The sequence below is a fragment of the Sulfitobacter sp. genome (assembly GCF_036961165.1).
Classification (GTDB): domain Bacteria; phylum Pseudomonadota; class Alphaproteobacteria; order Rhodobacterales; family Rhodobacteraceae; genus Sulfitobacter.
This window is the reverse complement of sequence record NZ_JBALVJ010000048.1, coordinates 16,432-27,471: the sequence shown is the minus strand read 5'-3', so window position 1 is coordinate 27,471 and position 11,040 is coordinate 16,432. Positions and strand designations below refer to the sequence as shown.

At 54.8% G+C, this 11,040-nt stretch carries 9 protein-coding genes; 3 read left to right on the top strand and 6 right to left on the bottom strand.

Annotation, left to right across the window (positions count from 1 at the left end; translation table 11 throughout):
- Positions 1-249: 249 nt before the first annotated feature.
- The 4 genes from V7730_RS16580 to rpsL all read right to left on the bottom strand — a co-directional run bounded on the left by V7730_RS16580 (position 250) and on the right by rpsL (position 3,738).
- Positions 250-609 (bottom strand): hypothetical protein, encoded by a 360-nt coding sequence (locus V7730_RS16580; RefSeq protein ID WP_335748709.1) that lies wholly within the window; start codon positions 607-609, stop codon positions 250-252.
- Entirely contained in the window at positions 609-2,729 is a 2,121-nt protein-coding gene (gene fusA, locus V7730_RS16575) for an elongation factor G (protein ID WP_335748708.1), read from the bottom strand. Before fusA ends, V7730_RS16580 begins: the two co-directional genes overlap by 1 nt.
- 73 nt (positions 2,730-2,802) lie before the next feature.
- Entirely contained in the window at positions 2,803-3,273 is a 471-nt protein-coding gene (rpsG, locus tag V7730_RS16570; protein WP_335748707.1) for a 30S ribosomal protein S7, read from the bottom strand.
- Positions 3,274-3,366: 93 nt separating this feature from the next.
- Complete coding sequence (gene rpsL / locus V7730_RS16565; protein ID WP_025063456.1) at positions 3,367-3,738, bottom strand: 30S ribosomal protein S12; 372 nt, start codon at positions 3,736-3,738, stop codon at positions 3,367-3,369.
- A 348-nt stretch (positions 3,739-4,086) separates the two neighbouring features.
- Here rpsL and V7730_RS16560 point away from each other — a divergent pair, with 348 nt between their 5' ends.
- Genes V7730_RS16560 through V7730_RS16550 form a run of 3 tightly spaced genes read left to right on the top strand, consistent with a single transcriptional unit; the run spans position 4,087 to position 5,733 of the window.
- Positions 4,087-4,899, top strand: a complete 813-nt coding sequence (locus V7730_RS16560) for a putative rhamnosyl transferase (protein WP_335748706.1) — start codon at positions 4,087-4,089, stop codon at positions 4,897-4,899.
- 1 nt (position 4,900) lies between these two features.
- Positions 4,901-5,533, top strand: a complete 633-nt coding sequence (locus tag V7730_RS16555; RefSeq protein ID WP_335748705.1) for a glycosyltransferase — start codon at positions 4,901-4,903, stop codon at positions 5,531-5,533.
- On the top strand, positions 5,530-5,733 hold the full coding sequence (locus tag V7730_RS16550; protein WP_335748704.1) for a hypothetical protein: 204 nt from the start codon (positions 5,530-5,532) through the stop codon (positions 5,731-5,733). The genes V7730_RS16555 and V7730_RS16550 overlap by 4 nt, the downstream gene beginning before the upstream one ends.
- Here V7730_RS16550 and V7730_RS16545 read toward each other — a convergent pair.
- Together V7730_RS16545 and rpoC are read right to left on the bottom strand one after the other, a co-directional pair.
- Positions 5,696-6,562: a DMT family transporter gene (locus tag V7730_RS16545; protein WP_335748703.1), complete on the bottom strand. Its 867-nt coding sequence runs from the start codon at positions 6,560-6,562 to the stop codon at positions 5,696-5,698. The two genes, V7730_RS16550 and V7730_RS16545, sit on opposite strands and share 38 nt — an antisense overlap.
- A gap of 196 nt (positions 6,563-6,758) precedes the next feature.
- Entirely contained in the window at positions 6,759-11,009 is a 4,251-nt protein-coding gene (gene rpoC, locus V7730_RS16540) for a DNA-directed RNA polymerase subunit beta' (RefSeq protein ID WP_335748702.1), read from the bottom strand.
- Between the last annotated feature and the right edge of the window lie 31 nt (positions 11,010-11,040).

Here is an 11,040-nt window from a genome sequence, read left to right as displayed (position 1 = left end):
ATTGTGCCGATGTTGACGTGTGGTTTGTTACGTTCAAACTTTGCCTTTGCCATGGTACTGGCTCCTTTTAGATTTCCGATGCCGGGTCACCCCGGCACTTAATTTCCGTACACTGCGATCCGCGCCCGCCGGGCAAGGTCCGTTGTTATAATCGCCAGCTCTTCGTCAGGCGACTTTATAGCTGCAGCCCCAAGGATCGTTGGGGGGCGGGTCCGTCACACCGAAGACAGTGAACGGTTCCTTGATAACTTAGCCGGTTTGCACATCCACAAGCGTGATCACGGTATTGATCGAACTTGAATTACTACCCAGCAGCGCCCCTGCAACTGCATTTTCGATAAAGAATTGGGTCGCTTTTACATCCGCTCGCACAGCGCGTGTCCCACCGGGATTACCAGAGCGCAGAGCCTGGGCGACCTTAGTGCGGGCCGCGTCGACAATCTGTTCTTTTGGCACAGCTGTTTCTGTACGCGTGACAGACGTGGAGGCCGTAACCTCCGCGATCCGAATGCTCGACACGGTAGACGCGTCGAGCAGTTGGCTTGGTTCACCGCACGCTGCAAGCCCAAAAGCCGCAGCATGAACGATGAACCTGAGCCGTTTCATCATTATGCAAACTTTGCCTGAATCTCGTCAGAGATATTCTGCGGTACGCCCTCGTAGTGGTCGAACTGCATGCTAAAGTTGGCACGACCCGAAGACATCGAACGCAGCGTGTTGATGTAACCGAACATGTTGGCCAGTGGCACGAATGCGTCGATGGCAATCGCGTTACCGCGAGTGTCCTGACCTTGCACCTGACCGCGACGGGATGTCAGATCGCCGATGATGCCACCAGTATACTCTTCCGGTGTCACAACTTCGACTTTCATGATCGGCTCGAGCATCTTCGCACCGGCTTTTTTCATGCCTTCGCGCATACCCATACGGGCCGCGATTTCAAATGCCAGAACGCTGGAGTCAACATCGTGGTATTTGCCTTCGATCAGCGCAACTTTGAAGTCAATCACAGGGAAGCCCGCAAGTGGGCCGGAGTCCATAACGGATTTGATACCCTTTTCGACGCCAGGAATGTATTCCTTTGGCACCGAACCACCCACAACGCGGGACTCAAACGAGTAACCTTCGCCGGGCTCTGTTGGTGTGATGATCATTTTCACTTCAGCGAACTGGCCTGAACCACCCGACTGTTTCTTGTGCGTGTAAACGATCTCGGCTTCGCGGCTGACAGTCTCACGATAAGCCACCTGAGGCGCACCGATGTTAGCTTCAACTTTGAATTCACGCTTAAGACGGTCCACCAGGATATCGAGGTGAAGTTCACCCATACCCTTCATGATCGTCTGACCGGATTCGATGTCGGTCTCAACGGTGAAGGATGGATCCTCGGCGGCCAAACGGGCCAGACCGGTGGACATCTTCTCTTGGTCAGCCTTGGTCTTAGGCTCAACCGCGATTTCGATAACAGGCGTGGGGAAGGTCATTGTTTCAAGAACCACAGGATCAGCTACTGAACACAGCGTGTCCCCTGTTGTGGTGTCTTTCAGACCTGCCAGCGCGATGATGTCACCCGCAAATGCTTCGGTGATTTCTTCGCGCTCGATGGCGTGCATCATCATCATACGGCCAACACGCTCTTTTTTACCTTTGGTGGAGTTCAAGAGCGTGTCGCCCTTATTCAGAACACCGGAGTAAATGCGTGTGAACGTGAGCGAGCCTACGAAGGGGTCGTTCATGATTTTGAAGGCAAGGCCAGAGAACGCCATAGCATCATCCGCACGGCGCGGGATGTTACGTACTTCTTCTTCGTCACCGGGTTTAAAGCCCATGTAATCGACAACGTCCATCGGGCTGGGCAGATAGTCGATTACAGCGTTGAGCAGAGGCTGAACGCCTTTGTTCTTGAACGCGGAGCCGCAAAGCACGGGGATGAATTTGATCGCCAGTGTGCCCTTACGGATCAGCTTGCGGAGTGTATCGACATCAGGCTCGGCGCCATCCATCAGATAGTTTTCCATGGCTTCATCGTCCATCTCGACCGCATTTTCGATCAGATGTGCACGCCACTTGTCGGCTGTCTCTTTCAGGCTGTCGCGGATTGGCTTTTTAACCCAGCTTGCGCCCAGATCATCACCTTCCCAAACCCATTCTTCCATGGTGACGAGGTCAACCATGCCTTCCAGTTCGGTTTCGGCACCGATTGGAATTTGGATGGGCGCAGGGATCGCACCTGTGCGGTCTTGGATCATTTTGACGCAGTTAAAGAAGTCTGCACCGATCTTGTCCATTTTGTTCACGAAAACGATACGTGGAACTTTATAACGGTCGGCCTGACGCCAAACTGTTTCAGTCTGCGGCTCAACACCGGCGTTGGCGTCAAGAACGGTAACCGCACCATCGAGAACAGCCAAGGAACGCTCAACTTCGATCGTGAAGTCAACGTGGCCTGGTGTGTCGATGATGTTCATGCGGTGCTTAGCAGAATCCGGCTCTACGCCGTCTTCTGTACGTTCCCAGAATGTAGTCGTTGCAGCGGAAGTAATTGTAATACCCCGTTCCTGCTCCTGCTCCATCCAGTCCATTGTCGCAGCGCCATCGTGCACTTCGCCGATGTTATGCTCTTTACCAGTGTAGAACAGGATACGTTCGGAACATGTGGTTTTACCCGCATCGATGTGCGCGATGATACCAAAATTACGGTACAGTTCGAGGGGATAGTCGCGTGCCATTTGAAAGCTTCCTCAGGAGTGTGCTTTGAAAAAGTTTAGGGGCCCAGCGGATCCGGGCCCCGATCTTAAATTGTTACCAGCGGTAGTGGCTGAACGCTTTGTTCGCATCGGCCATTTTATGCGTGTCTTCACGCTTCTTAACGGCTGTACCGCGGGACTGGACTGCGTCCATCAGCTCGCCTGCAAGGCGCTCTTCCATGGTGTTTTCGTTGCGCGAACGTGCAGCTTTGATCAACCAGCGAATTGCAAGTGCAACGCGACGCTCGGGGCGCACTTCGACGGGGACCTGATAGGTCGCACCACCCACACGGCGCGAACGAACTTCGACCGATGGCTGGATGTTTTCGAGGGCCTCGTGGAATACTTCCACTGGCGCACGTTTGATTTTCGCTTCGACGCGGTCGAAAGCGTTATACACGATACGCTCTGCAGTCGACTTTTTGCCGTCGATCATCAGGTTGTTCATGAATTTTGTCAGGGTAAGATCGCCGTATTTGGCGTCTGGCAGTACTTCGCGTTTTTCAGCGGCGTGGCGGCGTGACATCTAGTTGTCTTCCTCTTGGCGGGGTGCGGCGCGTAGCGCGGCATATTGTCTGATTTGGTCAGCCGGGTGTCAGCCACCCGGCTACAGGCGATCTTACTTCGGACGCTTCGCACCGTACTTGGAGCGGCGCTGCTTACGGTCTTTAACGCCTTGCGTATCGAGAACACCGCGCAGGATGTGGTAACGCACACCCGGAAGGTCTTTTACACGGCCGCCACGGATCAGGACCACCGAGTGCTCCTGAAGGTTGTGGCTTTCACCCGGGATGTAGGAGATCACTTCGAAACCGTTGGTCAGGCGAACCTTGGCAACTTTCCGCATAGCGGAGTTTGGTTTCTTAGGAGTGGTTGTGTAAACGCGCGTGCAGACGCCACGCTTCTGCGGGCATTCCTGCAGGTGCATGGATTTCGAATATTTGCGTTTTGGCTGGCGCGGTTTGCGGATCAGCTGCTGAATCGTTGGCATTCCGGTTTTATCCCCGTGTTGCTGTCGTATTTGCACGCAGGCGGACCCCCGTGCGGTGAAAGAGTGCCTCATGCGTCCATGCGGCGGTCTGGAGCAGATGATCCAAAGCATTATGGCCGCAACGCTTCCGTACCGAGGTAAGCGAGGCGGCTATGCTTTACAGAGGATCGGGCCAAATAAGGCGGCCTGGATCTTGATCACACGCGTTATGATATGTGCGGCAGGGGCGACCCCCATTAGCAAGATAACGCGCGTATACGGGGAGTCGGCTATGCTGTCAACAGGGGCCACCCCTTGCCAAAGCCCCCCTACCCCCGCATAGTCCGTCCAAAACGCGTGAGGACAGCAGTGACACTTCAAGTAATTGGCCTTTGCCGGTTTTCCTATCCTGCCATCGGCGGGTTTCAAGTGGAACATGAAGCCATAGAGGACCGCATCGCTTATCTCTACGACGATACCCGTCTGGAAGAGCGTTTCCGGCTGATGGAGACCGTGGCCCTGCCCTGCATTAAAGCCCAGACTGATCCTGATTTCGAACTGATTATTGTGATTGGAGAGCAGCTCCCCAAACAGCACCGTGACCGTCTCAATGACATCACCACTAACATTCCCCAGATCCGGATCATTCAAGAACCTCCCCGCCCCCAGCGTGAAGTGATGAAAGAGATATTGAATAAGGCCCGCAAGGACCCCTCAGAGCCATGCCTGCAATTTCGCCATGACGACGACGACGCCGTTGCAATCGACTTCATCGAACGTCTTCGCGCAGCATCCGACGATGCAAAGAGCCTGGCAGCACAGCACAAGGCCGTCAACTTCGGCTGGAGTAAGGGCCATGTCGCCGAATTCGGGCCAAACGGGATTGCCTCGACCGATATCTTTCGCCAGCTCTACCCCGCCGCGATGGGCATGCAGGTCCGCGGCAACTCTCCGCTAACGATCATGAATTTTGCCCATGAGAAAATCGCCCGCTTTATGCCTGTAGTAAGTTATGCCGACCCGCCGATGTTTGTGCGGAGTCACAATGGCTCGAACGACAGTCGGCAGAAGCAGGTCAAGGCTGTGCCGGTCAAACCTGTGAACTTCGAGCAGGCGGAAATGTATCGCGCTCGCTTTGCCATCGATATCGATCACGTGCAGCGCGTGTTCAAGGACGCATAGAATGCGGGCCGTTGGACTTTGTCGTTTTTCTTACGTCGGAAAAGGCGGGTTTCAGGCCGGCGCCGACGACCAAGCCGATGTCGCCGCGGTGTTATATGACGAAGCAGGGCTGGAAGAACTGTTCCGGCAGTTCGAGGCGATCACCCTTCCTTGCATTGCCGCCCAAACCGATACTGATTTCACGTTACTGATCGTCACCGGAAAGTGGTTTCCAGAACCATACCTCAAGCGCTTGCGCGATCAAACTGCTGGCATCCAGCAATGCGAAATCCGCCAATATCCGCCACGACCGCACCGCAAGATCATGACAAAGGCGATTAACGACTGGCGCGACGAGCCGAACGAACCCCATCTGCAATTCCGCTTGGACGATGATGACGCGATGGCACTGAGTTTTATCGACCGGTTCAAGCAGACTGCCCAAGACCTCAGTGCAATCAACGCAAGGAACAGTTCTGTCGCGATTGATTTTAATCAGGGCTATGCCTTTACCGCAGGGTCCGACGGGGTAAAGCTCTGGCCTTATCGCCATCCGTATTCAGCCATTGCGCTGGGGATGGTGGTACAGGCAGGCAGTGACGACACGATTATGAGCCATGGCCACCAAACTTGCGGAAGACAAAGCCGACGATGACCTTCACCGGTGAAGACATGGTGGTGCGGGGCCATATCGATTTTAACGACAGCCGTTTGCAGGGCAAAAAGAACGTCTTCGACTATCAGGCTATGGCTGCAGAACAGGCAGGCCACATTTACAAGACATTCGACATCGACAACGACCAAGTGAGAGGTCTTCTCACGCCCGTGACAGCTTGCGCTCTCGGTAAAAAGTGAAGATGCCTGTGGCCATTACAATGCTTGCGCCCAACAACGTGAGCCCGCGCGGCACCTCGTCAAACACAAAGAACCCGATCAGCATGGCCCCGACCAACCCAGTGTAACGGAACGGCGCGATGAAAGAGACCTCTCCCGTCCGCATCGCCTGAATACTGGAAAAATAGCCGAGCAGGACAAAGATGGCTGACGCGCAGATGCTCGCGGCAGAGGTGGTAGAGATGGGGACCCACTCATTCGTAATCGAGGCAAAGCCAGCGGCAAGCATAACGGCCAGCGTGGTCCCCAGCGTGACGCTCATTCCAGAGACCTCCGGCGACAACCTGCGTGTGATCAAATCACGTACGGTTACTCCAAGCACAGCCGCTATCGCGTAGAGGGACCAGATATTGAATCCTTCCACCCCCGGCCGCACGATCAGTAAAACGCCACCCAGCCCGATTACGATGGCTAACATCCGGCGCCACCCCACCGCCTCACGGTAAAACAAGGCCGACCCCAATGTGACAGTCAGGGGCACTACCTGCATGATTGCGTTCAGATTTCCCAGCGGCATCTTGAAGAGTGCCGTTAGAAAAAAATACGCAGTAATCACTTCCGCCAGACCGCGCAGGGCAATCAACCCCTTATCACGCCGCGAGATATTTAGCCGCAGTGTACCCAGAGACCTCGCGAGAAGGAAAACCAGCACGGTGGCCAGGATGCCGCGCAAAAAGATCAATTGGAATAACGGCACAGCACCGTTGGTGAGCTTCAAGAACGTATCATTCAGCACGAAGGACCCCATAGAGGCCATCATCAGCAAAGAACCGGCAGTATTGGGGGTCATCAGACTTTCCTACAAACCTGATCGCGACCTTGGGCGAATGTCGATGGCTGGGCAATGCGCCTCAAGGAGTTCAGGCCAAAAAATTACATAATTATTCAGTGCGGCGTTGGCCGGAGTACTTGAAGTCGGACAGAAAAAAGCCCCCGCATCCAATTGGATACGGGGGCTTCAACTTTTTCAGAACTAAAGCGCGTTCTTAATCGCGGCTATCCTCGTCAAAGGACGGCGTTGAAGAGAACACATCGCCACCGACGACGTCATCCGCAGGTGCAGCAGGCGCTGCAAGACGAGCAGCTTCTTCAGCCTCAATACGGCGCGCTTCGATTACGACATTGTCGCGGTCCGAAGCCACACGGCGCATCTGCTGGGTTGCCCCACCGGTGCCCGCAGGGATCAGACGACCCACGATCACGTTCTCTTTTAGGCCCACAAGCTTGTCGCGTTTACCTTGCACGGATGCTTCGGTGAGAACACGTGTGGTTTCCTGGAACGATGCCGCCGAGATGAAGCTGCGCGTTTGCAGAGACGCCTTGGTGATACCGAGCAAGATCGGCTCGCCCTTGGCGGGACGGCCACCCTTCTTCAGCGCCTTTTCGTTGGCTTGGTCGAACTCTTGCTTGTCGACATGTTCGCCCTTCAGCAGCGTGGTGTCTCCGCTCTCCTGGATCTCCCACTTCTGCAGCATCTGACGCACGATGACTTCGATGTGCTTGTCGTTGATCTTCACACCTTGCAGGCGATAAACGTCCTGCACTTCGTCGATCATGTAGTCAGCAAGCGCTTCAACACCCATGATGGCGAGAATGTCATGCGGCGCTGGGTTGCCGTCCATGATGTAATCGCCCTTCTGCACGAAGTCGCCTTCGGCCACGGGGATGTGTTTGCCTTTTGGCACCATGTATTCGACTTTGAAGTCCGGATCTTCCGAGCTCTCGATCGCGATGCGGCGCTTGTTTTTGTAGTCTTTACCGTAGCGCACATAGCCATCGATTTCCGCGATGATGGCGTGGTCTTTGGGGCGACGTGCCTCAAAGAGTTCGGCCACACGTGGCAGACCACCGGTGATGTCCTTGGTCTTGGCGCCTTCACGCGGGATGCGCGCGATTACGTCACCGGCTGCAACTTCGCTACCGTCCTCAATGGACATAACGGCGTCAACAGACATCGGATAGGTGATCGGATTACCGGCGCTGTTACGCACTGGCTCACCATCTTCACTCACAAGGATGATCTCTGGTTTAAGCTCGTTACCCTTGGCAGCAGAGCGCCAGTCGATAACGATCTTCTGCGTCATGCCTGTCGCGTCATCGGTCTCGTCTTTGACAGAAATGCCCGAGATAAGATCGACGTGCTTAACCGTTCCCGCAGCTTCCGCAATGATCGGCAGCGTGTAGGGGTCCCATTCATACAGCTTATCACCGCGTTCTACTGCCTGACCTTCTTTGACAAACAGTTTGGTACCGTAACCCACTTTGTGGCTCGCCCGCTCGTCACCGTTTTCATCGATGATGAGAAGCTTCATGTTACGACCCATAACCATGGTTTCGTCCGCAGAGTTCTGCAGTGTCATGGCATTGTCGAACTGGATTTTACCTGCTTGACCGGCTTCCTGGAAGGACTGCTGACCACCCTGAGCAACACCGCCGATGTGGAACGTCCGCATCGTCAGCTGTGTACCTGGTTCACCAATGGACTGAGCCGCGATGATGCCAACGGCCTCACCTTGGTTGACCAGCGTACCGCGTGCAAGGTCACGACCATAGCACATTGCGCAGACGCCTTCTTCGGCCTCACACGTCAGAGGTGAACGGATACGCGCAGAGGCAACGCTGGCTTCGTCGATGATATCGGCAAGACGTTCGTCAATGATCGTACCGTTAGCAACAAGCACCTCTTCGGTACCCGGACGCATGATGTCTTCAGCCACCACACGACCCAGCAGACGCTCGGCCAGTGAGGAGACGACTTCACCATCGTTGACCGCTGCAGTTGCAGTGATCGCAATATCGGTGCCACAGTCATGCATACGAATGATACAGTCCTGCGCCACGTCCACCAGACGACGTGTCAGATAACCGGAGTTCGCTGTTTTCAGAGCGGTATCCGACAGACCCTTACGTGCACCGTGTGTCGAGTTGAAGTACTCGAGAACGGTCAGGCCTTCTTTAAAGTTCGAGATGATCGGTGTCTCGATGATGTCGCCGTTCGGCTTGGCCATCAGGCCACGCATCCCGCCGAGCTGTTTCATCTGAGTAACCGAACCACGCGCGCCGGAGTGAGCCATCATATAGACCGAGTTTGGTTCATTCTCGGAACCGTTCTCAGCATATGTGGTGTCGGAAATCGCACCCATCATCGCGTCGGTTACTTTATCGTTACACTTTGACCATGCATCGACAACTTTGTTGTACTTTTCACCCTGAGTAATCAGGCCATCCATGTACTGCTGTTCGAAGTCTTTAACCTGATCACGTGTTTCTTCAACCAGTGGCCATTTGCTTTCTGGGATCAGCATGTCGTCTTTACCAAACGAAATACCGGCTTTGAAAGCTTCACGGAAACCCAGAGTCATGATCTGGTCACAGAAGATGACGGATTCTTTCTGACCACAGTAGCGGTAGACCGTATCGATGACCTGCTGCACTTCTTTCTTGCGCAGCAGACGGTTGACCAGATCAAACGGTGCTTTTGCGTTCAGTGGCAGCAGGGCACCAAGGCGCATACGACCGGGTGTCGTGTCAAAACGCACCATAATCTCGTTGCCTTCGTTGTCGATCTGCTTGGTCCGTGCTTTGATTTTGGCGTGCAGATGTACTTCGCCTGCGTCTAGTGCGTGCTGCACTTCGTCCACAGTTCCGAACACCATGCCCTGACCTTTCATACCTTCACGCTCAAGCGTGACGTAGTAGAGGCCCAAGATCATATCCTGCGAAGGAACAATAATCGGTGCACCGTTTGCAGGTGACAGAACGTTGTTGGTCGACATCATCAGAACGCGCGCTTCCAACTGGGCCTCAAGGCTCAGTGGAACGTGCACGGCCATCTGGTCACCGTCAAAGTCAGCGTTAAAGGCGGAACAAACCAGCGGGTGTAGCTGGATGGCCTTACCTTCGATCAGAACCGGCTCAAACGCCTGAATGCCAAGACGGTGCAGCGTAGGCGCCCGGTTCAGCATGACTGGGTGTTCGCGGATAACCTCGTCGAGGATATCCCAAACTTCGGGACGCTCTTTTTCCACCAGCTTCTTGGCTTGCTTGACTGTCGAAGACAGACCTTTGGCCTCAAGACGCGAGTAGATGAACGGCTTGAACAGCTCGAGCGCCATCTTTTTCGGCAAGCCACACTGGTGCAGCTTCAGTTCTGGGCCAGTCACAATGACCGAACGGCCTGAGAAGTCGACGCGCTTACCCAAAAGGTTCTGACGGAAGCGACCTTGCTTACCCTTCAGCATGTCGGACAGCGATTTCAGCGGACGCTTGTTGGCGCCGGTGATCACGCGGCCACGGCGACCGTTGTCGAACAATGCGTCAACGGATTCCTGCAACATACGCTTTTCGTTACGCACGATGATATCGGGCGCACGTAGCTCAATCAGACGCTTGAGGCGGTTGTTCCGGTTGATCACGCGACGATACAGGTCGTTGAGGTCGGACGTCGCGAAGCGGCCACCATCCAGCGGTACCAGCGGGCGCAGTTCTGGCGGGATCACAGGGATCACTGTCAGAACCATCCACTCAGGGCGGTTGCCGGATTCGAGGAAGGACTCAACCACCTTCAGGCGCTTGATGATCTTCTTGGGCTTCAGTTCGCCTGTGGCTTCTTTCAGCTCTTCGCGCAGTTGGTCGGCCTCTGCTTCGAGGTCGATCGCGGCCAGCATTTCGCGGATCGCTTCAGCGCCGATGTTGGCGGTGAAAGCGTCCATGCCGTAAGCATCTTGAGCGTCCATGAACTCTTCTTCGGTCATCATCTGACCGTAGGTGAGGTCCGTCAGGCCCGGCTCGATCACGACGTAGTTCTCAAAGTAGAGAACACGCTCAAGATCGCGCAGTGTCATGTCCAGCATCAGGCCGATGCGCGATGGCAGTGACTTGAGAAACCAGATGTGTGCCACGGGCGAGGCCAGCTCGATGTGGCCCATCCGGTCACGGCGGACCTTTTGCAGCGTAACTTCCACACCACATTTTTCGCAGACAACGCCGCGATATTTCATGCGCTTGTATTTGCCGCAAAGACATTCGTAGTCTTTGATTGGGCCAAAGATACGCGCGCAGAACAGGCCGTCACGCTCGGGCTTGAACGTACGGTAGTTGATGGTTTCCGGCTTTTTGATTTCACCGAATGACCACGACAAGATACGCTCTGGCGATGCCAAAGATACCTTGATCTCGTCAAACGTCTTGGTAGGCGCGACGGGGTTAAACGGGTTGTTTGTAAGTTCTTGGTTCATTGGATGTCCTTAGATTTATTCTCGAAAGCGG